Source organism: Bacillus sp. RE35 (genome assembly GCF_052146655.1).
Lineage (GTDB): Bacteria > Bacillota > Bacilli > Bacillales > Bacillaceae_G > Bacillus_A > Bacillus_A cereus.
The window spans coordinates 4,519,674-4,542,231 of record NZ_CP197377.1 but is presented as its reverse complement, the minus strand read 5'-3'; the positions used below and the strand labels follow the sequence as shown (position 1 = coordinate 4,542,231).

Genomic DNA, 22,558 nt, shown 5'->3' with positions numbered 1-22,558 from the left:
AATGATTAGAATATTTTAATTTGACTAACGGTTTGAACTGAGGGGTTATTCCCTCAGTTTCATACATATGAAATTTCAAACATGGGGGTTATCACATTGACGACAGGTGAAAAAATTACTGTAACTAATGGTGTTATGAATGTACCAAACAATCCGATTATTCCATTTATCGAGGGAGATGGAATTGGTCCTGATATTTGGGCAGCTGCATCTCGCGTACTAGAAGCAGCAGTTGAAAAAGCTTATGATGGTGAGAAGAAAATCGTTTGGAAAGAAGTGCTTGCAGGGGAAAAAGCATTCAACCAAACAGGCGAGTGGTTACCAGAAGAAACTTTAAACTTAATTCGTGAATATTTAATCGCGATTAAAGGTCCACTTACAACTCCAGTTGGCGGTGGTATTCGTTCTCTAAACGTAGCACTTCGTCAAGAATTAGATTTATATGTATGTCTACGTCCAGTTCGTTATTTTGAAGGTGTTCCTTCACCTGTAAAACGTCCGGAAGATACTGATATGGTTATTTTCCGTGAAAATACAGAAGATATTTATGCTGGAATTGAATATGCGCAAGGATCTCCAGAAGCAGAAAAAGTTCTTGCTTTCTTAAAAGAAGCAATGGGTGTTAATAAAATCCGCTTCCCAGAAACATCTGGTATTGGTATTAAGCCAATTTCAGAAGAAGGGACAAAGCGTCTTGTTCGTGCTGCAATTCAATATGCAATTAACGAAAAACGCTCTTCTGTTACATTAGTTCATAAAGGAAACATTATGAAATTTACAGAAGGTGCTTTCAAAAACTGGGGTTACGAAGTAGCGGAACAAGAATTCGGCGACAAAGTATTTACTTGGGCTGAATACGATCGTATCGTTGAAAAAGATGGTAAAGATGCAGCGAATAAAGCGATGGCAGACGCTGAAGTGGCTGGAAAAATCATCGTAAAAGATTCTATTGCAGACATCTTCTTACAACAAATTTTAACTCGTCCACGTGAGTTCGATGTTGTTGCAACAATGAACTTAAATGGTGACTATATCTCTGATGCACTTGCTGCACAAGTAGGTGGAATTGGTATTGCACCTGGTGCAAACATTAACTATGTGACTGGACATGCTATCTTTGAAGCTACACACGGTACAGCTCCAAAATATGCAGGTTTAGATAAAGTAAACCCATCTTCTGTTCTTCTTTCAGGTGTATTATTATTAGAACACTTAGGATGGAACGAAGCTGCGAAATTAGTAACTGCTTCTGTTGAGAAAACAATTGCTTCAAAAGTAGTAACTTATGATTTCGCACGCTTAATGGAAGGTGCAACAGAAGTGAAATGTTCTGAGTTCGCTAATGAACTTATTAAAAACATGGATGTAGCGATAATCAAAAACGCATAATTAAAGCGGGGGGTAAATTATGACAATCAAACGCAAGAAGGTTTCAGTCATCGGTGCAGGATTTACAGGAGCAACAACGGCATTCTTATTAGCACAAAAAGAACTTGCAGATGTTGTATTAGTGGACATTCCACAACTGGAAAATCCAACAAAAGGGAAAGCGTTAGATATGTTAGAAGCGAGCCCAGTACAAGGTTTTGATGCTAACATTATTGGAACATCTGATTACGCAGATACTGCTGATTCTGACGTTGTCGTTATTACAGCAGGTATTGCACGTAAGCCTGGTATGAGCCGTGATGACTTAGTAGCAACAAACTCTAAAATTATGAAAAGTATTACGCGCGACATTGCAAAACATTCACCAAATGCAATTATTGTTGTCTTAACAAATCCAGTTGATGCAATGACATATTCTGTATTTAAAGAAGCAGGATTCCCGAAAGAGCGTGTAATCGGCCAATCGGGTGTATTAGATACAGCTCGTTTCCGTACATTCATCGCACAAGAATTAAATCTTTCTGTAAAAGACATTACAGGATTTGTTCTTGGCGGACACGGTGACGACATGGTACCTCTTGTGCGTTATTCTTATGCAGGCGGTATTCCGTTAGAAACGTTAATCCCGAAAAAGCGTTTAGAAGCAATCGTAGAACGTACACGTAAAGGTGGCGGTGAGATTGTAGGCTTATTAGGAAACGGTAGTGCATATTACGCACCAGCAGCTTCTTTAGTTGAAATGACAGAAGCAATCTTAAAAGATCAACGCCGTATATTACCAGCTATTGCGTACCTTGAAGGTGAGTATGGTTATAGTGACCTTTACTTAGGGGTACCAGTAATTCTAGGTGGTAACGGAATTGAAAAAATTATTGAATTAGAACTTCTTGCAGATGAAAAAGAAGCGTTAGATCGCTCTGTAGAATCTGTACGTAATGTAATGAAAGTTCTTGTTTAATAATTGAATAGTAGTGAAAAAGATTCGGGATTCCGAATCTTTTTCTACTATTTACCGAATTGTTTTTTTGAAATAATATGAAAACGCTATCATTTGTAATATCCTATAATGAAACTGTAGATTTATACTATACATTGCCCTCATCATAGTAAATTTCGGATAAGGTATCGCTTTTAGTAGGATAATAAGGTGAAAAAATCGGAGGGGGTTGTAACATGTTAAAGAAAAAAGTTCAAATTGGTCGTAAAATGGATGAAATTACAGTAGGAGAGAAATTATCTATCACTGAAAAAATTGAGGATAAAGATTTGTTATTGTACTTAGGGTTAACGAATGATGCCAATCCATTATATATTCAGCATGATTACGCATCCCAAACTCCGTATGAAAAGCCGATTGTACCAAGCATTATGCTAACGGGAATGATTACAACGGCGGTTACGAAATATTTACCGGGTCCAGGAAGTCATATTACGAGAAAGGACCTTACATTCGTGAAACATGTTCACCATTATGAAACGTTACAAATCCACTTTGAAGTTGTGGCTGTTTCTGAGGAGGAACATACAATTGATATGCTTGTATCTGCTCATGATGAAAAAGGAGAAACTGTTGTGAAAGGTTCATTAACAGTAACGCCACCTTTTAAATCAGTCTCTATTATGGAAAAAGCATTAGATAATTTTTAAAAGATGAAAATATGAATAGCGCTAGCATACCTTTAATAAGGATGCTAGCGCTATTTTTAGTTGAAGAACCCTTCTTTGAACCCTTCAGCAAATTCTGAGCACCCCGTTTTAATCGTATCCCAGCTCGGAGCGTTAAAAGCAAGGATACATGTGACTGCTAAAGATAGAATAGATAGTATTAGTCGCATAATAGACCTCTTTATATTATTGATTTATATATTAAGATTAATAATATAATTATCGGTAATTGAAGTCAATTAAAGGAGTGGTTTTTTAGGTGAGGTGGAAAAGAGAAGACGTGATCTTTGAAACGGTAAGAGAAGCTGAAGTGTGGGCAGACGGGGTTGCGAATGAAATGTACGGGAGAGTATTTGATGGATATGAAACACCAGATTATAAAATAGCGTATGCTCTTTCGTTTTTCCTAGCACAAAATCAAGATTTTATAGTTCATACGGAAGTGAGCTTTAAAGAAGAGAGAGCAATCTATAAAGTTTGGCAAAATCCTGTGTAGTTGCAGGTGAATCGTAATTACTTCTATTTTCTCAATTCTACACAAACGATCTCCATGAATAGACAATTATATTGAGAGGGACCTTGTTTTCTAGTATGATGAGAATAACGGGGAAAATACTAGGATGAAGAAGGTTTCAAGTCTATAACTTGGAGGAAAAGAATGAACAATCGTATTTTAGTAGTTGATGATGAGGAATTTATCTTAACTTTAATCGAATTTAATTTACAACAAGCTGGGTTTGAAGTTATAACAGCGATGGATGGAGAAATGGCGCTTCAAAAAGCGACAACAGAACGCCCAGATTTAATTATATTAGATTTAATGCTTCCGAAAATGGATGGTATGGAAGTGTGTAAAGAATTACGATTGCAGCGCGTTATGACGCCGATTTTAATGTTAACGGCAAAAGATGATGAGTTTGATAAGGTGCTAGGCCTTGAACTTGGGGCGGATGATTATATGACAAAGCCATTTAGTCCAAGAGAAGTTGTTGCTCGTGTGAAGGCGATTTTGCGTCGTACGAAATTACAACAAGAAGAACAAGTTGCAGAAGCGCCAGATGAAGATAGCATCACAATTGCAGAACTTAAAATTTTACCGGAATTTTATGAGGCTTATTTCCAAGGAAGAAAGCTTGAATTAACACCAAAAGAATTTGAACTACTTGTGTATCTTGCGAAAAATAAAAGTCGCGTGTTGACACGTGATCAATTACTAAGTGCTGTATGGAATTACGATTTTGCTGGTGATACACGAATTGTTGATGTTCATATTAGCCATTTGCGCGATAAAATTGAACAAAATACGAAAAAACCGACGTACATTAAAACGATACGTGGTTTAGGATATAAATTAGAGGAGCCAAAAGGGAATGAATAAATTTCGTTCCAGGCTTCTTTTTACATTTGTTTCTCTTATTGTATTTATTTTAGTTGGACTAGGTTTATTACTAGAAACTGTGTTTGAAAACTACTATATAGATCATGCTAAAGAGAGAATGGTAAAAGAGACAGAGTATGTTGCGACGTTAGCAGAAGAGCAAGGTTTTGATAATGTCTTAAAAAACCCATACATATTTGAAAAGTTAGAAGAAAAAATACCAGCTTCTATCGTATTTTTGGATGAAAAAAAGAAAGTTCAATATAGAAAAGGACAAGAATTGGCATTTAGTCCAGAGACGATTAAAGAACTTTCTTCGGAAGTGGCAAAACAACGAAGTAAAGTGATTACGAAAGAAACGGATCGAAAGAATGAATTTTATCATGCGGTGTTCGTTCAAGATGTAGAAGGAAAACAAGGATACATTTTGGTGAAAAGTATAATTGATCCTTTAAGAGACGTACATCAAAAAACGTGGGGATTATTAATTATCGGATTTGTCATTGCTTGTCTCGTAGTTGTATTTTTAGGTATGAAAATTACAGGGCAATATATTAGGCCAATTGAATCGGTTACGAAAGTTGCAATTGAATTGGCAAAGGGCAATTATAAAGCACGTGCATACGAAAGTCATTCGGATGAAACTGGAATGCTGAGTAAAGCGATTAATATTTTAGCTCGAAATTTACAAGAGATGACACTTGAACAAGAAATGCAGCAAGATCGTCTGCATACGTTAATTGAAAATATGGGAAGCGGAATGATTTTAATTGATAGCCGAGGATATATAAACCTTGTAAACCGCTCTTATAAGGAAACTTTCCACGTAACAGATGAAGAATATTTAGATCGCTTATATTATGAATCGTTTCATCATACAGAAATTATTGAGCTTGTAGAAGAAATCTTTATGACAGAAGTGAAAGTGCGTAAACAAATGTTATTGCCACTTGGAATTGAACGGAAGCATTTCGAAGTATATGGAGCGCCGATTATCGGGACAAACCATGAATGGAAAGGGATTGTTCTCGTATTCCATGACATAACAGAGTTAAAGAAATTAGAACAAATGAGAAAAGACTTTTTAGCGAATGTTTCTCATGAATTAAAGACACCGATTACTTCTATTAAAGGTTTTTCAGAAACACTTTTAGACGGAGCGATGGATAATAAAAAATTCTGCGAACATTTCTTGCACATTATTTTAAAAGAAAGTGAGCGCATGCAAGGATTAATTGAAGATTTATTAGATTTGTCGAAGATCGAACAACAAGGATTTAAATTAAATATGGGAACCGTTGATATGAAGGGGCTGCTTGAAGATATTCATATGGTACTTGATAATAAAGCAGGAGAAAAAGAAATCTCTTTACAAGTTAATGTATTAAAACGTGCCTCTGTTATTGGAGATCCAAGTCGTTTGAAACAAATCTTTATTAATTTAATTAATAACGCAATCGTATATACACCGGCTGGAGGCGTTGTTTCAGTAGAGTTAGCGGAAGATAAATATAATGCTTATATAAAAGTATCGGATACTGGAATTGGTATTAGTAAAGAGGAAATTCCGCGTATTTTTGAACGTTTCTACCGGGTGGATAAAGCAAGAAGTAGAAATACTGGTGGTACCGGCCTTGGATTGTCGATCGTAAAGCATTTAGTTGAGGCGCATCAAGGTACGATTACAGTAGATAGTGAAGTTGGAGAAGGGACAACGTTTACAGTTGTTTTACCGAAATCAGCAACTGAAAAATAGGATGAAGGATGTTTACAATATATTAACAATGGCTTAATTAAATATTAATAAAGCTCTGTTAATATAATACATGAAAACCCCTTCATCCAAGGAGTAATTTTGGACGAGAATAGTTAAGCTGTTCTCGTCACTTCCCTTTATGCCAATATAAGTCTGTTTTATATATGAAAGAAAATAGCCGTTATTTTTCTTCTCTCTATTAGTCATGTTAATATAGAGAGAGGAAAGGAACGGTTTTTTTCTGTGAAAAAAATCATTTCAAATTTGTATGGGGAGGTTTCAATTTTGGAAAAAAAGGTCGTATTAGTAGATGGTAATAATATCGCGTATCGTGCTTTCTTTGCACTACCGCTTTTAAATAACGACAAAGGTATACATACGAACGCAATTTACGGTTTTACAATGATGTTAATGAGAATATTAGAGGAAGAAAAGCCAACTCATATGTTAGTGGCGTTTGATGCAGGCAAAACAACGTTCCGTCATAAAACGTATAGTGAGTATAAAGGAGGACGTCAAAAGACTCCACCTGAATTATCAGAGCAGTTCCCGTTTATTCGTGAGATGCTAGATGCGTTCAATGTACCGCGTTATGAATTAGAAAATTATGAAGCGGATGACATCATGGGAACGTTAGCGAAAGAAGCGAGTGAGCAAGGGGCAAGTGTAAAAGTTATTTCAGGAGATAAAGATTTACTTCAACTTGTTTCTGATAACACGCTTGTATGTATTCCGCGAAAAGGGATTACAGAAGTGGATGAATATACGAAAGAAGCTTTATTTGAAAAATACAGCTTATCACCAAAGCAAATTATCGATATGAAAGGTTTAATGGGAGACCAGTCAGATAATATACCGGGTGTACCAGGAGTTGGTGAAAAAACGGCAATTAAATTGTTAACACAGTTTGGAACGGTTGAAGCGGTGTATGAAAATATAGATCAAGTAAGTGGGAAGAAATTAAAAGAAAAACTGGAAGAAAATAAAGAACAAGCTCTTATGAGTAAGGATCTTGCAACTATTATTACAGATGCGCCGATTACAGTTCATGTGGATGATATGGCGTATAAAGGATATGAAGCAAGTGATGTCATTCCAATGTTCGAGAGTTTAGGATTTACATCTCTTTTAAATAAATTAGGCGTTACGCCAGAAGAAACAGCTCCAGCTGAATTAGATGATATTACATTTGATATTGTGGAAGAAGTTACAGAAGAAATGCTTCAGCAAGATAGTGCGCTTATCGTTGAAGTACAAGAAGATAACTATCATAAAGCAGACATTCAAGGTTTCGGTATTCAAAATGAAAATGGATGTTACTTTATTCAGACAGACATTGCTCTTAAGTCAGATGCTTTTAAAGAGTGGCTTGCAGATGGAGAGATGAGAAAGCATACATTTGATGCGAAGCGTGCAATCGTTGCACTGAAATGGAATGGGATAGATATGCAAGGGATTGACTTTGATCTATTAATCGCTGCTTATTTACTTGACCCGGCTGATACAGATAAAGATTTCCGTACTGTAGCGAAAATGAAAGAAACGCATGCTGTGAAATCAGATGAAGAAGTTTACGGAAAAGGTGCGAAGCGTGCTGTTCCAGAGTTAAAGGTAGTCGCGGAGCATGTGGCTCGTAAAGTGCATGTATTATATGATGTAAAGCAAACATTCGTTGAAGAGTTAAAGAAGAATGAGCAATATGAACTGTTTACAGAGTTAGAATTGCCGCTTGCACGTGTATTAGCTGATATGGAAGTAAAGGGTGTAAAAGTTGATACAGAGCGTCTTCGTAATATGGGAGAAGAACTTGCGGGTAGATTAAAGGAAATGGAACAGGAAATCTATAAGCTTGCGGGAACAGAGTTTAATATTAATTCACCGAAGCAGCTTGGTGTTATTCTGTTTGAGAACTTAAACTTACCGGTTATTAAAAAGACGAAAACAGGTTATTCTACGTCAGCTGATGTACTAGATAAGCTTATGAATCACCATGAAATTATTCCAAATATTTTACATTATCGTCAATTAGGGAAACTAAATTCAACTTACATTGAAGGTTTACTGAAAGTTGTACATGAAGATTCATCTAAAATTCATACTCGCTTTAATCAAGTGTTAACGCAAACAGGTCGATTAAGTTCAACGGATCCGAACTTGCAAAATATCCCGATTCGATTAGAAGAAGGAAGAAAGATTCGTCAGGCATTTGTTCCATCAGAAGAAGGATGGATTATGTATGCGGCTGATTATTCACAAATCGAACTGCGTGTATTAGCTCATATTGCAAATGATAAAGGGCTAGTTGAAGCGTTCCAACATGACATGGATATTCATACGAAAACAGCTATGGATGTATTTGGCGTTGAAAAAGATGAAGTAACTTCAAATATGAGACGACAAGCGAAAGCTGTTAACTTCGGAATTGTGTATGGTATTAGTGATTATGGTCTTTCACAAAACTTAGGAATTACAAGAAAAGCAGCAGCGGAATTTATTGAAAAGTATTTAGAAAGTTTCCCTGGTGTACAAGAATACATGGAGGACATCGTAAAAGATGCGAAACAAAAAGGATATGTAGCTACATTATTAAATCGTCGCCGTTATATTCCAGAAATTACGAGTCGTAATTTTAACTTGCGTAGCTTCGCTGAGCGTACAGCGATGAATACACCAATTCAAGGTACTGCAGCAGATATTATTAAAAAAGCGATGATTATTATGGCAGATCGTTTAGAAGAAGAAGGATTACAAGCGCGTCTTCTTCTGCAAGTACACGATGAATTAATATTTGAAGCACCAAAAGAAGAAATCGAAAAATTAGAGCAGCTTGTACCTGAAGTAATGGAACATGCGATTGAACTTGCAGTTCCGCTGAAAGTTGATTATTCTTACGGTCCAACTTGGTACGACGCAAAATAAGGAAGTGATGAAATGCCTGAATTACCAGAGGTTGAAAACGTCAGACGGACACTTGAAAATCTTGTAACAGGAAAAACGATTGAAGATGTTATTGTTACTTATCCAAAAATAGTGAAACGACCGGATGATGCAGAAATCTTTAAAGAAATGCTAAAAGGCGAGAAGATTGAAAATATAAAGCGAAGAGGAAAGTTTTTGCTTTTATATGTAACGAATTATGTCATTGTTTCACATTTGCGTATGGAAGGTAAGTTTTTATTACATCAAGAGGATGAGCCGATTGATAAACATACGCACGTCCGTTTCTTATTTACAGATGGAACGGAATTACATTATAAAGATGTGAGAAAGTTTGGTACGATGCATCTCTTTAAGAAAGGTGAAGAAATGAACCAAATGCCTCTTGCTGACTTAGGTCCGGAGCCATTTGATGCTGAAATGACACCGCAGTATTTACAAGAAAGATTACAAAAGACAAATCGTAAAATAAAAGTTGTGCTACTGGACCAGCGTCTTTTAGTAGGGCTTGGAAATATATATGTAGATGAAGTTTTATTCCGTTCTCAAATTCATCCAGAACGAGAAGCTTCGTCTTTAACAGTAGAAGAAATTGAGCGAATTTATGAGGCTACCGTTACAACGCTAGGCGAAGCAGTAAAGCGTGGCGGAAGTACAATTCGGACGTATATCAACTCACAAGGGCAAATTGGTTCGTTCCAAGAACTCCTAAATGTATATGGGAAAAAAGGAGAGCCGTGCGTAACTTGTGGCACGATATTAGAAAAAACAGTTGTTGGCGGGCGAGGAACGCATTACTGCCCAATTTGTCAGCCTAGAATATAGAAAAGAGATAACATCGGATAGGCATTTGTCATATACATACAGCAGAGCTATGTATAAGGGAGGAGCTTACCGATGTACCTTTATTTATCTCTTATTTTATTAGCTTTTACATTAAGCTTAGATAGCTGTAGTGTAGGGCTAACATATGGTTTAAGAAGCGTAAGAATTCCACTAAGATCAATTATAATTATCGGAATGTGTTCAGCGGCTGTTATGCTTGTTTCAATGGGAATTGGACATATGATCGCGAAAGTATTTTCACCTGTTATCGCAACGCGTATCGGTGGGCTTGTTCTTATTGGAATAGGGATTTGGGTATTATATCAATTTTTTCGAAGTGAGAGAAAAGAAGAACCGAAGCAAGAGGAGAAGGTCTGGAAATTAGAGATTGCCTCGCTAGGGCTAGTGATTCAAATTTTACGGAAACCGACTGTAGCAGATTTTGATAAATCAGGCACCATTTCTGCAGGAGAAGCATTACTTCTTGGTATAGCTCTTTCTGTAGATTCATTTGGTGCCGGAATTGGTGCATCTTTATTAGGGTATGCACCCGCTATGATGGCGATATTAGTTGCAGTTATGAGTTCTTTGTTTTTATTTATTGGAATGAAACTTGGAACGGTTTTATCAAATATGAAATGGTTACAAAAATTTACATTCCTGCCTGGAGTATTACTCATCATTATTGGAATTTGGAAAATGTAAGTATGGGCGTGGAACATTAGTTTCGCGCCTTTTATTATGAGGAGGATTATTATGACAGTAGTAATTGGATTAACGGGAGGCATTGCAAGCGGAAAAAGTACGGTATCAGAAATGTTTCGTGAACTGAGCATACCAGTTATTGATGCAGATATTATCGCAAGAGAAGTTGTAGAGCGAGGAAAACCAGCATATAACAAAATAGTAGAAGTATTTGGAACGGAAGTGTTACAAGAGGATGGAGAACTAGATCGTCCAAAACTAGGAAGTGTCGTTTTCTATAATGAAGAAAAACGATTGCAGTTAAATAAAATTGTTCATCCTGCAGTGCGTGAGGAAATGAATAGGCAAAAGGAAATGTACATAAAAGAAGGTATGCAAGCGGTTGTGTTAGATATTCCTCTCTTATTTGAAAGTAAATTAACAAGTCTCGTTGACCGCATTTTAGTTGTAGCGGTTAAGCCGCATACGCAATTAGAACGTTTAATGAAACGAAATAACTTTTCAGAAGAGGAAGCAACAGCTCGTATTCAATCTCAAATGCCGTTAGAAGAAAAAATGAAAAATGCAGATGAAGTGATAAATAATGATGGCACAATTATGGGAACGAAAACACAATTGCAGGTAATTTTAAAAAAGTGGAACATTATTGACTAAAAAATTGTGAAATTAATGAAAATGCTTAGTGACATATCCCCTTTTTGTGTTATACTATTATTGGGATTGGAGATAAATAGTATAACGCATTCAAGGGGGATAACATATTATGACTCGTGTGGCAATTAATGGATTTGGACGTATTGGGAGAATGGTATTTCGTCAAGCAATAAAAGAAAGCGCATTCGAAATTGTAGCAATCAATGCAAGCTATCCATCTGAAACGTTAGCACACTTAATTAAATATGATACAGTTCATGGCAAGTTTGACGGAACAGTAGAAGCATTTGAAGATCACTTATTAGTTGATGGAAAAATGATTCGCCTTTTAAACAACCGCGATCCAAAGGAATTGCCTTGGACAGATTTAGGTGTTGAAGTTGTAATTGAAGCAACTGGTAAATTTAATTCGAAAGAAAAAGCAATTCTTCACGTTGAAGCTGGAGCGAAAAAAGTTATTTTAACAGCGCCTGGTAAAAATGAAGATGTAACAATTGTAGTTGGTGTGAACGAAGACCAATTAGATATTACAAAACATACTGTTATTTCAAATGCATCTTGTACAACAAATTGTTTAGCGCCTGTTGTGAAGGTGTTAGATGAGCAGTTTGGAATTGAAAACGGTTTAATGACGACAGTTCACGCTTATACAAATGACCAAAAAAATATTGATAACCCACATAAAGATTTAAGAAGAGCACGTGCTTGCGGACAATCAATCATTCCGACAACGACAGGTGCTGCGAAAGCGCTAGCAAAAGTTCTTCCACATTTAAACGGAAAACTTCATGGTATGGCACTTCGTGTACCAACACCAAACGTGTCTCTTGTTGATTTAGTAGTAGATGTAAAACGCGATGTGACAGTTGAAGCTATTAACGATGCATTCAAAACTGTTGCAAACGGTGCGTTAAAAGGTATTGTAGAATTCAGCGAAGAGCCTTTAGTATCTATCGACTTTAATACAAATACACACTCAGCTATTATCGATGGTTTATCTACAATGGTAATGGGTGATCGTAAAGTGAAAGTACTTGCTTGGTATGATAACGAGTGGGGTTACTCTCGTCGTGTTGTAGATCTTGTAACGTTAGTTGTTGAAGAGTTAGCGAAACAAGAAAATGTGCAACACATTTAAGTGAATAAGGGAGGAGAGGGCAAGGCGATATTTGCCCTCTTTTTTTAATTTTTTCTGAAAAGGAAAAAAATTATATAAGTATATTTTAAAAAGTGGACATACCACGAAACGTTGTGATTACTGCATTTGTGAATCGTTTATTTTTTTTAGGGAAAAGTAAAGAGGAAAATATGACAGAAAATCGAAAAAACTGTTGTTGCAAAATGAAAATAAACAAAGTATACTAACACTCGTAAACTTAAGAGCTGAGGTACGTAGTCACTACTTAAAGGGTTAGGACCTCTCTGGACTAACTTTCCCCCGTGGTAGTGGAGCAAGCCAAATTGCAAATTAGTTTTCAATTCGAACAGTTAGAATAAATTTACAAGGGGGAACTGTAGAATGGATACTATGGATACGATGGGTCGTCACGTGATCGCTGAACTTTGGGATTGCGATTTCGACAAGCTTAATGACATGCCGTATATTGAACAATTATTTGTGGATGCAGCACTAAGAGCTGGTGCTGAAGTGCGTGAGGTTGCTTTCCATAAATTTGCACCACAAGGTGTAAGTGGAGTAGTAATTATCTCAGAATCACATTTAACAATTCATAGCTTTCCGGAGCACGGTTACGCAAGTATTGATGTTTATACTTGTGGGGATCGTATTGATCCAAATGTTGCTGCAGAATATATTGCAGAAGGTTTAAACGCGAAAACGCGTGAGAGCATCGAGCTTCCTCGAGGCACTGGTAGCTTCGAAATTAAGCAGAGAGAAACAAAAGCTCTTTAAAAAAGAACATAATTGATTTAAAATGTAAAGAGGTGTATAATGCACCTCTTTTTTAGTTTATAAAAAAGGGAAAATATAACGTACTCGTTAGTTGAATAAATTGGACTCTTGCAAATGAGGTAGTGCCCTATATACCATCTTATTTTTAAGGATGAGATGATAAAGTGATGCGCTGGAACTTAAAGTGGTAAGAGAGTTAGAATGAGTTATATAATATTGTATATATATTTTAGGTGAAGTGAGTAGAGAAAAATAAAGAGTATAGTGTAAAGGAGTGAATGAATTGCGTTGTCCATCCTGTTCTCATAATGGTACAAGAGTGTTAGATTCGCGTCCGGTAGACGAGGGGCGCTCTATTCGAAGAAGGAGAGAGTGTGAAAGCTGCTTAAGTCGCTTTACGACCTTTGAAAGGGTAGAAGAGTCACCTCTTATCGTTGTAAAAAAAGAAGGCACACGAGAAGAGTTTAATAAAGAAAAGATTTTACGCGGTTTAATTAAAGCGTGTGAAAAAAGACCAGTATCTTTAAGACAATTAGAAGAAGTAACACAAAGCGTGGAACGTGAACTGCGTAATTTAGGTATATCAGAAGTGAAAAGTGATATGATTGGTGAAATTGTTATGGAAGAACTTCGCGATATTGATGATGTTGCTTACGTACGTTTTGCTTCTGTATATCGTCAATTTAAAGATTTAAATGTATTTATTGAAGAATTAAAAGATATACTGCAAAAAGAAAGAGAGTAGAAGTTGTATTTTATTCTCTTTACATACCGTAAGTAATAGGATAAGAGAGCTAGAAGCGCAAGCTAATAGCTCTTTTTCACTAAGAATTTATATAATGAAGATAGAACGAATGAAGTAGAGGATAGATTGGATGAGAGAAAGGAAAAGCAAGAATGGAAAAACAGTCATGGATGGAGCTATTGCCGATTGATCGTTATAAAGTAAGTGCGAAAGGACTACTGCACAATTACGACCGAAAAGTGTTAACGATGTTGTATCAGCCGTTAATAGGTAGTAGAGCTTTTAGCTTATACATGACACTATGGGGAGAGCTTGAGCAAGATCGTGTATTTGGAAAAGAGAATACGCATCATTCCCTTATGGTGACTATGCAAATGCAACTTCCTGAAGTATATGAGGAACGAGTAAAGTTAGAGGCAATTGGGCTTTTGAAGGTATATATTAAGAAAGAAAAAGATATTCGAATGTTCATATATGAGTTGCAACCACCTTTATCTCCGAAGCAGTTTTTTGATGATATTGTTTTAAGTATCTTTTTATACAATCGATTGAGCAGGACAAAATATAATCAAGTAAAGCAATATTTCTTAGAAGAAGAATTTGATTTTGCTTCTTATGAAAATGTTACGCGTTCTTTCAATGATGTGTTTGGTTCGTTTAATCCAGGACAACTTGAGCATGCGCAAGAAGACCTTCGTATTCCAAAAACGACAACTATGCCAAGTAACGAGAAGGGAGACGCTCCGAAAGTTTGGAATGATTTCTTTGATTTCTCTTTATTTGTAGATGGATTGTCCGCTCTTGTTCCTAAAAAGGCGATTACAGATCAAGTGAGAGACTGCGTTATAACACTTGCTTACGTGTATGGTGTAGATGTGTTATCGATGCAAAATATCGTTCTTGGTGCAGTGACAGAGATGCAAACAATTGATATGGAAAGGCTTAGAAAAGGAGCGCGCGATTGGTATCAATTTGAAAATGGTCAAGCATTACCGGTATTAAGTGAAAGAGTACAGCCTCATGCTGCACGTACGATGAAAGAGAAAGAGCCTTCATCGCAAGAGGAGATGCTAATAAAGCAGCTAGAGGAAATCTCACCAAAACAACTATTGAAAGAGATTTCTGGTGGTGCAGAGGCAACGAAAGCGGACTTGCAAATCGTTGAAGATGTCATGATTAATCAAAAATTGACACCAGGAGTTGTGAATGTACTTATTTATTACGTTATGCTACGCTCAGATATGAAACTTGCGAAAACGTATGTCGAGAAGATTGCTGGGCATTGGGCACGTAAAAAGGTCGGTACAGTAGCGGACGCGATGGCGTTAGCGAAAGAAGAGAACCGTCAATATCAAGAGTGGGCTGAGACGAAGAAAAAAGGCCGTACGGCGAAGAAAACGGTGCGGAAAGAAATGGTGCCAGATTGGCTTAAGGAAGAAGAGCCGAAAGAACAAGAGAAAGAAACAGTGAAGAAAGATGTAAGTGTAGAAAAAGATGCAAGTACGCTAGAAGATGAACGAAAACGACTAGAAGAAGTGTTAAAAAAATATAAGCGTGATTAATAGAAGAGAATGAACGCTCTTTGAGGTGAGAAAATGGAGCATATTCAAAATTCATTTGCAAAATTAATGGAAAATGAAAACTTTAAAAATAGATATGAAGTATTAAAGGCAGAAGTAATGGCGCATCCGCGTGTGAAAGAATTTATAGATGAACATAAGGGTGAAGTAACGACTTCTATGATTGAGCGCAGTCTTGTGAAGTTATATGAATATATTGGACAAAGTGTAGGTTGCGTGGATTGTCCGGATTTAGGCTCATGTAAAAATATGCTACAAGGGTACGAGCCAAAGCTTGTTATTCAAGGGAAGATGATTGATATTCAATACGATCGCTGCGTTAGAAAAGTAGCGCATGACGAGAGAAAGAAATATGAAAAACTTGTTCAAAGTGTATATATGCCAACGGATATTTTACAGGCAACTATGGAAAACTTAGATCCTTCTGATTTAAATGCACGTATCGATGCGATTGGTGCAGCGAATGAATTTTTAAGTACATATGAACCAGGTAAAAAAGCACAAGGTTTATATTTGTACGGTAAATTTGGTGTAGGAAAAACGTATTTGTTAGGAGCAATAGCGAACGAGCTTGCTCGAAAGAAAATAAGTTCGATGCTCGTATACTTCCCGGAATTTTTACGTGAAATTAAAAGTTCAATTCAAGATAATTCGATTGGTGAGAAGATTGATGCGGTTAAACGCGTACAAGTTTTAATGTTAGATGATATCGGGGCAGAAGCGATGTCAAGCTTTGTCCGTGACGATGTACTCGGTGCAATCTTACAATTCCGTATGTTAGAAAACTTACCGACGTTCTTTACGTCTAATTTTGATTTTAAACAACTGGAACACCATTTAACGTATACGCAGCGTGGCGAGGCTGAAGAAATGAAGGCAGCACGTATTATGGAACGAATTAAATATTTAGCGAAACCAATTCCGATTGGTGGGAAAAACCGTCGTCATAAGTAAAAGAGCAAGCTGAGAAGCTTGCTCTTTTGTATTATAGTGATATTTTCTTTTCAAATATGAGGTCGAAATATTCAGGTTGTCCAGAACTGCCAAACGTAGGGGCAACAATCTGTACGAACCTCCAGCCATCTCTAGCATGTTCTTGAATAATTTCTTGGTAGTCTTCAGCTGGTTTTGAGCGAGTGAACCCCCAATGTAATTCGACTTTTACGAATTTATATTCAAACATTCAGATACCCCCTTTTATTGATAAGTAAAGTATACAATAAAAATTCATAGTAGCTTGTATCATTTTTTTCTCCCTCCCTTAATATATATAAAATTAGCAAGCCATATTGAGTGGATTTTCTAACGATAGGAAATGTGATTCTACTAAGAGTGAAATTCACGCGGGACGGACTCTTATAGGATTTGTAACGTATAGATACAGTCCTTTAGAGCGGGGATAAAAGGGGGGACAAAAGTGATTGAAATTTGCTTCGAAGAAAAAAATGATGCTATGCACGTATATAGACAATTGCTGAAAAGAGCGGAAGTGTTATATAAGGAAACGAGTGTGTATTTACAGGAACAAAAAGTGGTGATTCACATACCAGTACGTGAATCGAATTATATTGAAAAAATCTTATTGCCAGTAATGGTGTATTTCATTGTGAATGTGAAACAAAATGAGTGGATTTATACGATTTTAAAAGAAAAGTTTTTTTATGAAGAACAAGAAGAGTGTCATCAAATATTGCACATGGCACATGAGATTTTAAAGGGAAGAAGAAAAGGTGTAGCTCAGGATTTAACGCGTAACGCATTTGAGTCATATATTAAGTCTTCTTTAAATAATTGGCTTTGTGATCCGCTCTCATTCTCGTTTTCATCATATATCCGTTTTCGTCTTCGTACATATAGGGAAATGGTGGCTAAACTTGCGGAAGTGGCAATTGATGAATATAAGATGGAGCAAGAATACCAAATGTTCATTGAGACGCTTCGGCAACAAGTAAGTAGCCGTAAATCACGTTTGTCTTGCGTGCATCTTATTTTTGATGAAAGCTTTATCTTTTATGATGATAAAGGTAGACGTTTAAAACAGGAGAAGTTGGTCCAATATATAGATGAGGAATTATTAAAGCAAAATGATGTATATATTGATACGAAAGTAATTGCGCCGCTTCTTTCTATTTCGCCCAAAAAGATTTATTTATATACGAAAGAACAAGACCATAATATGATTATTACTTTGCGAAATGTGTTCCAAGAACGGGTCCAATTACATGGATTACATGATTTTGAGCGCAATGTGAAAAATTTTAAAAATAAAGGTAACGCCCTTGATTTTCTAAGTTTTTGAGCATATAATTACCTACATAAATGAAATATATTGAAATGTCATGATGAGGACATGAGTAGTTTTCTACGATTTTCAGAGAGGGAAGCCTTAGGGTGTGAGCTTCCTAGTACGGGATTATTACTTACCACCTCTAAACTTTAGCAGTGAACGGTTTTTCTAGTAATTGCTAACGGACAACACCGTTATGTTGAACTTGAGCAATTAACAATTATGTTAATTGGAACAAGGGTGGAACCACGAATTCAACACTCGTCCCTTTTTACGGGATGAGTGTTTTTTATTTTGAGAAAAAGAGGAGTGACCAGTGATGGCAGATGTAGTTAAAATTACTTTCCCTGATGGAGCTGTGAAGGAGTTTCCAAAAGGCGTAACAACTGAAGAAATCGCAGCTTCTATTAGCCCAGGCTTAAAGAAAAAAGCTGTAGCTGGAAAATTAAACGATGAGATGATCGATCTTGTTACACCAATCGAAGAAGATGGTGCAGTTTCTATCATTACATTAGATTCTGAAGATGGCCTATATATTTTACGCCATTCAACAGCCCACCTTTTAGCACAAGCGTTAAAACGTTTATATAAAGATGTTAAGGTTGAGCTCGGCATTGGTCCAGTAATTGAAAATGGCTTCTACTACGATATTGATATGGAAGAAGCAATTACAGTTGAAGACTTCAAGAAAATCGAAAAAGAAATGCAAAAAATCGTGAACGAGAACTTAGAAATCGTTCGTCATGAAGTACCACGTGCAGAAGCAATTTGTCGCTTTGAAGAAATCGGCGATGAGTTAAAATTAGATTTAATTAACGATCTTCCAGAAGATGCAGTTATTTCAATCTATGAGCAAGGCGAATTCTTCGACCTTTGTCGTGGTGTTCACCTTCCATCTACAGGGAAAATTAAAGTGTTTAAATTATTAAGCGTTGCAGGTGCTTACTGGCGCGGCGATAGCAATAATAAAATGCTACAACGTATTTACGGTACTGCATTCGTTAAAAAAGCGGAATTAGATGAGCACTTACGTATGCTTGAAGAAGCGAAAGAGCGCGATCACCGTAAATTAGGTAAAGAATTAAAACTATTTACTAATAGCCAAAAAGTAGGACAAGGTTTACCACTTTGGTTACCAAAGGGTGCAACAATTCGTCGTATTATCGAGCGTTATATCGTTGATAAAGAAGCAAGCTTAGGCTATGATCACGTATATACTCCAGTACTAGGAAGCAGAGAGCTTTATGAAACTTCTGGTCACTGGAACCACTACCGTGATGGCATGTTCCCATCAATGGAAATGGATAACGAAGAATTAGTTCTTCGTCCAATGAACTGTCCTCATCATATGATGGTTTATAAAAATGATATTCACAGCTACCGTGAATTACCAATCCGTATTGCGGAACTTGGAACAATGCACCGTTATGAAATGTCAGGTGCGTTATCTGGATTACAACGTGTACGCGGAATGACTTTAAACGATGCGCATATTTTCGTTCGTCCAGATCAAATTAAAGAAGAGTTAAAACGTGTTGTAAACTTAACTCTAGAAGTGTACAAAGATTTCGGTTTAGAGAACTACTCATTCCGTCTATCTTACCGCGACCCAGCAGATACTAAAAAGTATTATGCGGATGATGAGATGTGGGAAAAAGCACAAGGTATGTTAAAAGAAGCTATGGATGAAATGGGTCTTGATTACTATGAAGCTGAAGGTGAAGCGGCATTCTACGGTCCAAAACTTGACGTTCAAGTTCGTACTGCTCTTGGAAAAGACGAAACACTTTCAACTGTACAATTAGACTTCTTGCTTCCAGAACGCTTTGAATTATCATACGTTGGTGAAGACGGTAAACAACATCGTCCAGTTGTAATTCACCGTGGTGTTGTATCAACTATGGAACGTTTTGTAGCCTTCTTAATTGAAGAATACAAAGGTGCATTCCCAACATGGTTAGCTCCAGTTCAAGTACAAGTAATTCCAGTTTCTCCGCAAGTACATTTAGACTATGCGAAGAAAGTACAAGACGAATTGCGTCGTGCTGGTATCCGTGTTGAATTAGACACTCGTGAAGAGAAGATCGGTTACAAAATCCGTGAAGCACAAATGCAAAAAATTCCGTACATGCTTGTAGTAGGTGACAATGAAGTAACTGAAAACGGCGTAAACGTACGTAAATATGGTGAACAAAAATCAGAAACAATCGCATTAGATGCTTTTGTTGACATGATTAAAGTAGAAGGAAAACGATAAGAAAAAGCCGCGGTATACCGCGGCTTTTTTATGTAATATACTTGAGAAAAATTAGAAAAAATAACCATGTAACACTTATCATAAAAAAGTATTGCAAGTATGTTAGTTGTTTGTTACAATATTTCTTGTTGTTAGTAAAACACATCGCGTCTTCTTGACAGACGTCATGTCCTATGATAAACTCATCAAGGATAATAGAATATTGTTTTGTGGAACAAGTAGAAGCACCCGCTTCTCACCTGATGGACGCATTCGCAGTTAACAGGTAAATGTATTTCTTACTTAAGATTTTACAAGTGTGGGTGTCGTATGCCCGCACTTTTTTTGTTCGGGTTCTATGACTACAAAATATGTTCTGAGAAAACCTTGGAGGTGGCTTACTATTAGCAAGGATATGATGATTAACGAGCAAATTCGTGCACGTGAAGTACGTTTAGTTGGCGCAAATGGCGATCAACTTGGAATCAAGTCTCGTAATGACGCTTTAGACTTAGCTGCAAATCTTAATCTTGATTTAGTATTAGTTGCTCCAAATGCGAAACCGCCAGTATGCCGCATTATGGACTACGGTAAATTCCGCTTTGAGCAACAGAAGAAAGAAAAAGAGCAGCGCAAAAATCAAAAAGTAATTAGCATGAAAGAAGTTCGTTTAAGTCCAACAATTGATGAACACGACTTTAACACAAAACTTCGTAATGCTATCAAGTTTTTAGAGAAAGGCGACAAGGTTAAAGCATCAATTCGCTTTAAAGGACGTGCCATTACTCATAAAGAAATCGGTCAACGTGTTTTAGATCGCTTCTCAGAAGCTTGTGCTGAAGTTAGCACAGTTGAATCTAAGCCTAAAATGGAAGGACGCAGTATGTTCTTAGTTTTAGCACCGAAAAACGATAAGTAATAGATAGAGGAGGAAATACCTATGCCTAAACAAAAAACTCATCGCGGCGCTGCAAAGCGTTTCAAAAAGACTGGATCAGGTAAACTGAAACGTTCTCACGCTTACACAAGCCATTTATTCGCTAACAAATCTACAAAAGCTAAACGTAAACTACGTAAAGCTGGTGTAGTAAGCGCTGGTGACTTCAAACGCATTCGTCAAATGCTTGACAACTTAAAATAAGTTCGGCTGATATATAGAACAATTAGGAGGTAATATTATGCCAAGAGTAAAAGGTGGTACAGTTACTCGTCAACGTCGTAAAAAAGTAATTAAATTAGCAAAAGGTTACTACGGTTCAAAAAATACATTATTCAAGGTTGCTAACCAACAGGTTATGAAATCTCTAATGTATGCATTCCGTGACCGCCGTCAAAAGAAACGTGACTTCCGTAAATTATGGATTACACGTATCAACGCAGCAGCTCGTATGAATGGTCTTTCTTACAGCCGCTTAATGCACGGTCTTAAAAATGCTGGCATCGAAGTTAACCGCAAGATGCTTGCTGACTTAGCTGTTCATGACGAAAAAGCTTTCGCTGAATTAGCAACAGTTGCAAAAAACAACATTAACTAATTAATTAGTTGAAACCTTAGAAGAATTTTCTTCTAAGGTTTTTTTATTTGTATTCAAAGAGAAGTTAGAAGTGAAAAGAAATTCTAAAGATTAACGGCTATGTTGTTATCAATATGACAAAATCAATATAAAAGTTATAGCAGTATAGAAGAATATACATATGAAGTCAGGAGAATACTCCTGGCTTTTTTCAATTCTGCTCGTTTGGAAAGAAGAGTATCTTTCCTAGCTGAAACGACACTGCTATAATGGAAAGATGATATGGAACTTTCATCAGATGAACAATTTAAGAGCGATGACTGAAACGTATTTGTAAATTAAGGACAAGCTATTTTATAAAGAGTTAGATAGCTGACTTATTCATAAGAACTGAAACATAATAATGAACTTTGAGATGAAACAACATTGTTGCGTAAAATGCGATGTTGGAGGAGGACAATAGAATGGACTTACTACAACTATTTAAATTACAAAAAGAATTAGATGACCGTATTGCAAAAGAACATGACTTACAACCGAAAAAATTGTTAAAAGAAAAAATGCTAGCTCTTCTTGTAGAAATTGGAGAACTTGCAAATGAAACACGTTGTTTTAAATATTGGAGCAACAAACCAGCATCAGAACGTGAAGTAATATTAGAAGAATACGTAGATGGTTTGCATTTTATTTTATCAATCGGAATTGATTTAGGTATTGATAAAAACTTCCTATTTTATAAATGTGCACAGACGAATAAAACACAAGTGGAAATTTTCTTAGACACATATGCGAAAGTAATTCGTTTTACAGATCAACCATCTATTACAAACTATATTGAATTATTTACGAGCTATCTTCGACTTGGACAAGCACTTGAATTTGAACAAGAAGAGATTGAAAAAGCATATTTAGATAAAAATGAAGTAAATCATCAGCGTCAAACACAAGGATACTAATTTAATTTTTGAATATTTC

23 protein-coding genes and 2 other annotated features are annotated in these 22,558 nt (G+C 36.4%); of the genes, 21 read left to right on the top strand and 2 right to left on the bottom strand.

The annotated features are described in order from the left end of the window. Positions 1–96 precede the first annotated feature (96 nt). The 3 genes from icd to ACTL4X_RS23180 all read left to right on the top strand — a co-directional run bounded on the left by icd (position 97) and on the right by ACTL4X_RS23180 (position 3,036). Positions 97–1,389 (top strand): NADP-dependent isocitrate dehydrogenase, encoded by a 1,293-nt coding sequence (gene icd, locus ACTL4X_RS23190; RefSeq protein WP_000206898.1) that lies wholly within the window; start codon positions 97–99, stop codon positions 1,387–1,389. A 19-nt stretch (positions 1,390–1,408) separates the two neighbouring features. Next, on the top strand, positions 1,409–2,347 hold the full coding sequence (mdh, locus tag ACTL4X_RS23185; protein ID WP_086402145.1) for a malate dehydrogenase: 939 nt from the start codon (positions 1,409–1,411) through the stop codon (positions 2,345–2,347). Between the two features lie 215 nt (positions 2,348–2,562). Further along, positions 2,563–3,036 (top strand): MaoC family dehydratase, encoded by a 474-nt coding sequence (locus ACTL4X_RS23180; RefSeq protein WP_000914180.1) that lies wholly within the window; start codon positions 2,563–2,565, stop codon positions 3,034–3,036. 56 nt (positions 3,037–3,092) lie between these two features. Here the strand turns inward: ACTL4X_RS23180 and ACTL4X_RS23175 are convergent, their stop codons facing one another. Continuing rightward, positions 3,093–3,224: a hypothetical protein gene (locus ACTL4X_RS23175; protein ID WP_001237022.1), complete on the bottom strand. Its 132-nt coding sequence runs from the start codon at positions 3,222–3,224 to the stop codon at positions 3,093–3,095. A gap of 89 nt (positions 3,225–3,313) precedes the next feature. On the opposite strand from ACTL4X_RS23175, the gene ACTL4X_RS23170 reads away from it, so the two are divergent. The 12 genes from ACTL4X_RS23170 (at position 3,314) to dnaI (ending at position 16,500) form a co-directional block, all read left to right on the top strand. Next, positions 3,314–3,550, top strand: a complete 237-nt coding sequence (locus ACTL4X_RS23170) for a hypothetical protein (RefSeq protein WP_001267383.1) — start codon at positions 3,314–3,316, stop codon at positions 3,548–3,550. Between the two features lie 162 nt (positions 3,551–3,712). Then, positions 3,713–4,432 carry a two-component system response regulator PhoP gene (gene phoP / locus ACTL4X_RS23165; RefSeq protein ID WP_001065220.1) on the top strand — a complete coding sequence of 240 codons (720 nt, stop codon included), beginning with the start codon at positions 3,713–3,715 and terminating at the stop codon, positions 4,430–4,432. Further along, complete coding sequence (gene phoR / locus ACTL4X_RS23160) at positions 4,425–6,188, top strand: sensory box histidine kinase PhoR (RefSeq protein ID WP_001032102.1); 1,764 nt, start codon at positions 4,425–4,427, stop codon at positions 6,186–6,188. The genes phoP and phoR overlap by 8 nt, the downstream gene beginning before the upstream one ends. A gap of 285 nt (positions 6,189–6,473) precedes the next feature. Continuing rightward, positions 6,474–9,107 carry a DNA polymerase I gene (polA, locus tag ACTL4X_RS23155; protein ID WP_000412802.1) on the top strand — a complete coding sequence of 878 codons (2,634 nt, stop codon included), beginning with the start codon at positions 6,474–6,476 and terminating at the stop codon, positions 9,105–9,107. Between the two features lie 12 nt (positions 9,108–9,119). Next, positions 9,120–9,950: a DNA-formamidopyrimidine glycosylase gene (gene mutM / locus ACTL4X_RS23150; RefSeq protein ID WP_001114478.1), complete on the top strand. Its 831-nt coding sequence runs from the start codon at positions 9,120–9,122 to the stop codon at positions 9,948–9,950. A gap of 72 nt (positions 9,951–10,022) precedes the next feature. Further along, positions 10,023–10,655 (top strand): sporulation membrane protein YtaF, encoded by a 633-nt coding sequence (ytaF, locus tag ACTL4X_RS23145; protein ID WP_000281747.1) that lies wholly within the window; start codon positions 10,023–10,025, stop codon positions 10,653–10,655. Positions 10,656–10,706: 51 nt separating this feature from the next. Next, entirely contained in the window at positions 10,707–11,309 is a 603-nt protein-coding gene (coaE, locus tag ACTL4X_RS23140) for a dephospho-CoA kinase (RefSeq protein WP_000219283.1), read from the top strand. 109 nt (positions 11,310–11,418) lie between these two features. After that, positions 11,419–12,447, top strand: a complete 1,029-nt coding sequence (locus ACTL4X_RS23135) for a glyceraldehyde-3-phosphate dehydrogenase (protein ID WP_000198974.1) — start codon at positions 11,419–11,421, stop codon at positions 12,445–12,447. Between the two features lie 390 nt (positions 12,448–12,837). Next, entirely contained in the window at positions 12,838–13,221 is a 384-nt protein-coding gene (gene speD, locus ACTL4X_RS23130) for an adenosylmethionine decarboxylase (protein WP_002003660.1), read from the top strand. A gap of 283 nt (positions 13,222–13,504) precedes the next feature. Beyond that, a complete protein-coding gene (gene nrdR, locus ACTL4X_RS23125) occupies positions 13,505–13,966 on the top strand; it encodes a transcriptional regulator NrdR (protein ID WP_001203687.1) in 462 nt (153 codons plus the stop codon). A 152-nt stretch (positions 13,967–14,118) separates the two neighbouring features. Continuing rightward, positions 14,119–15,528, top strand: coding sequence for a replication initiation and membrane attachment family protein (locus ACTL4X_RS23120; protein WP_000415049.1), 1,410 nt, complete (start codon positions 14,119–14,121; stop codon positions 15,526–15,528). Positions 15,529–15,561: 33 nt separating this feature from the next. After that, complete coding sequence (dnaI, locus tag ACTL4X_RS23115; protein WP_000400104.1) at positions 15,562–16,500, top strand: primosomal protein DnaI; 939 nt, start codon at positions 15,562–15,564, stop codon at positions 16,498–16,500. A 31-nt stretch (positions 16,501–16,531) separates the two neighbouring features. Here the strand turns inward: dnaI and ACTL4X_RS23110 are convergent, their stop codons facing one another. Beyond that, positions 16,532–16,729, bottom strand: a complete 198-nt coding sequence (locus ACTL4X_RS23110) for a DUF4177 domain-containing protein (protein WP_000464456.1) — start codon at positions 16,727–16,729, stop codon at positions 16,532–16,534. 234 nt (positions 16,730–16,963) lie between these two features. Here ACTL4X_RS23110 and ytxC point away from each other — a divergent pair, with 234 nt between their 5' ends. From ytxC to ACTL4X_RS23080, 6 genes are all read left to right on the top strand, one after another. Further along, on the top strand, positions 16,964–17,845 hold the full coding sequence (gene ytxC, locus ACTL4X_RS23105) for a putative sporulation protein YtxC (RefSeq protein WP_098213935.1): 882 nt from the start codon (positions 16,964–16,966) through the stop codon (positions 17,843–17,845). 31 nt (positions 17,846–17,876) lie between these two features. Continuing rightward, positions 17,877–18,105: a binding site (T-box leader), on the top strand. Between the two features lie 47 nt (positions 18,106–18,152). Next, the gene (gene thrS / locus ACTL4X_RS23100; RefSeq protein ID WP_086402141.1) at positions 18,153–20,090 is read left to right on the top strand and encodes a threonine--tRNA ligase; all 1,938 of its coding nucleotides are present in this window, start codon (positions 18,153–18,155) and stop codon (positions 20,088–20,090) included. Positions 20,091–20,300: 210 nt separating this feature from the next. Then, positions 20,301–20,421, top strand: a sequence feature (ribosomal protein L20 leader region). 63 nt (positions 20,422–20,484) lie between these two features. Next, the gene (infC, locus tag ACTL4X_RS23095) at positions 20,485–20,988 is read left to right on the top strand and encodes a translation initiation factor IF-3 (protein WP_000973215.1); all 504 of its coding nucleotides are present in this window, start codon (positions 20,485–20,487) and stop codon (positions 20,986–20,988) included. 21 nt (positions 20,989–21,009) lie between these two features. Then, complete coding sequence (rpmI, locus tag ACTL4X_RS23090) at positions 21,010–21,210, top strand: 50S ribosomal protein L35 (protein ID WP_001125945.1); 201 nt, start codon at positions 21,010–21,012, stop codon at positions 21,208–21,210. A gap of 37 nt (positions 21,211–21,247) precedes the next feature. After that, the gene (gene rplT, locus ACTL4X_RS23085; RefSeq protein WP_001138362.1) at positions 21,248–21,604 is read left to right on the top strand and encodes a 50S ribosomal protein L20; all 357 of its coding nucleotides are present in this window, start codon (positions 21,248–21,250) and stop codon (positions 21,602–21,604) included. Positions 21,605–22,047: 443 nt separating this feature from the next. Further along, positions 22,048–22,539: a dUTP diphosphatase gene (locus tag ACTL4X_RS23080; protein ID WP_000365050.1), complete on the top strand. Its 492-nt coding sequence runs from the start codon at positions 22,048–22,050 to the stop codon at positions 22,537–22,539. Positions 22,540–22,558 lie beyond the last annotated feature (19 nt).

Coding starts and splice junctions, on each gene's coding strand:
- mdh (WP_086402145.1), top strand. CDS start 1,409: ATGACAATCAAACGCAAGAAGGTTTCAGTCATCGGTGCAGGATTTACA.
- thrS (WP_086402141.1), top strand. CDS start 18,153: ATGGCAGATGTAGTTAAAATTACTTTCCCTGATGGAGCTGTGAAGGAG.
- speD (WP_002003660.1), top strand. CDS start 12,838: ATGGATACGATGGGTCGTCACGTGATCGCTGAACTTTGGGATTGCGAT.
- ACTL4X_RS23175 (WP_001237022.1), bottom strand. CDS start 3,224: ATGCGACTAATACTATCTATTCTATCTTTAGCAGTCACATGTATCCTT.
- rplT (WP_001138362.1), top strand. CDS start 21,248: ATGCCAAGAGTAAAAGGTGGTACAGTTACTCGTCAACGTCGTAAAAAA.
- ACTL4X_RS23120 (WP_000415049.1), top strand. CDS start 14,119: ATGGAAAAACAGTCATGGATGGAGCTATTGCCGATTGATCGTTATAAA.
- ACTL4X_RS23110 (WP_000464456.1), bottom strand. CDS start 16,729: ATGTTTGAATATAAATTCGTAAAAGTCGAATTACATTGGGGGTTCACT.
- mutM (WP_001114478.1), top strand. CDS start 9,120: ATGCCTGAATTACCAGAGGTTGAAAACGTCAGACGGACACTTGAAAAT.
- ACTL4X_RS23180 (WP_000914180.1), top strand. CDS start 2,563: ATGTTAAAGAAAAAAGTTCAAATTGGTCGTAAAATGGATGAAATTACA.
- ACTL4X_RS23135 (WP_000198974.1), top strand. CDS start 11,419: ATGACTCGTGTGGCAATTAATGGATTTGGACGTATTGGGAGAATGGTA.
- infC (WP_000973215.1), top strand. CDS start 20,485: ATGATGATTAACGAGCAAATTCGTGCACGTGAAGTACGTTTAGTTGGC.
- rpmI (WP_001125945.1), top strand. CDS start 21,010: ATGCCTAAACAAAAAACTCATCGCGGCGCTGCAAAGCGTTTCAAAAAG.
- phoR (WP_001032102.1), top strand. CDS start 4,425: ATGAATAAATTTCGTTCCAGGCTTCTTTTTACATTTGTTTCTCTTATT.
- ACTL4X_RS23080 (WP_000365050.1), top strand. CDS start 22,048: ATGGACTTACTACAACTATTTAAATTACAAAAAGAATTAGATGACCGT.
- coaE (WP_000219283.1), top strand. CDS start 10,707: ATGACAGTAGTAATTGGATTAACGGGAGGCATTGCAAGCGGAAAAAGT.
- phoP (WP_001065220.1), top strand. CDS start 3,713: ATGAACAATCGTATTTTAGTAGTTGATGATGAGGAATTTATCTTAACT.
- dnaI (WP_000400104.1), top strand. CDS start 15,562: ATGGAGCATATTCAAAATTCATTTGCAAAATTAATGGAAAATGAAAAC.
- ytaF (WP_000281747.1), top strand. CDS start 10,023: ATGTACCTTTATTTATCTCTTATTTTATTAGCTTTTACATTAAGCTTA.